Source organism: Nocardiopsis chromatogenes YIM 90109 (assembly GCF_000341185.1).
Lineage (GTDB): Bacteria > Actinomycetota > Actinomycetes > Streptosporangiales > Streptosporangiaceae > Nocardiopsis_A > Nocardiopsis_A chromatogenes.
In genome coordinates, this window is the sequence record NZ_ANBH01000408.1 from 1 (window position 1) to 792 (window position 792).

At 69.7% G+C, this 792-nt stretch carries 1 protein-coding gene; it reads right to left on the reverse strand.

Features of this window, described 5'->3' with window-relative positions:
- On the reverse strand, positions 1-792 hold a 792-nt coding region (gene ltrA / locus D476_RS0131605), incomplete at both ends, for a group II intron reverse transcriptase/maturase (protein ID WP_017627857.1).

The following is a 792-nucleotide window of genomic DNA, read 5'->3' on the forward strand; positions in this document are numbered from 1 at the left end:
CTCCCACAACCGGCCCGACATGCGCGCCCTGAAATGGCATCCGAGGAAGTCGAAACCCTCACGGCCCCGCCTGAGGTCCACGATCCGCGTCTTTTCCGGGTGCAGCTCCAGACCCAGCGAAGCCAGGATCCGGCCGACCCCGGCCAGGACCCGCTCGGCCTGCCGCCTCGAACGGCACATCACGACCCCGTCGTCGGCGTAGCGCACCAGCTCACCGACTCCCAGCGCCGCGAGCTCGCGGTCCAGCACGTGCAGGTAGACGTTGGCCAGCAGCGGAGAGACCACCCCGCCCTGCGGCGTGCCCGCGACCGTCCGCGACACCCCGCCGGCCTCCATCACCCCCGCACGCAGCCACGACCGCACCAGCTTGAGCACCCGCCGGTCCGACACCCGACGGCCCACTTCTTCCATCAACCTCTCGTGGTCAATGCGGTCGAAGAAGCCTCGGATGTCGAACTCCACGACATGGGTGGCCCCTTTGATGAAGCCGACCCGCAGGCGCTCCATCGCATCAAGGGCCGACCGCTTGGGCCGGTACCCGTAGGACGACTCCAGGAAGTCGGCCTCGAACACCGGTTCCAGGACGGTCCTGGCCGCTTGCTGGGCCACCCGGTCGCGGACGGTGGGAATGCCCAAAGGGCGCGTGCCGCCCCGTGGTTTGGGGATGTCCACCCGCCGCACCGGCGACGGGCGGTAGTCCCCTTCCAGCAGGTCCCGCCGGAGTTCGGCGAGCATCCGCTCCACTCCGTAGGACTCCACGTCGGCCAGGGTGATCCGGTCGATACCGGAGGC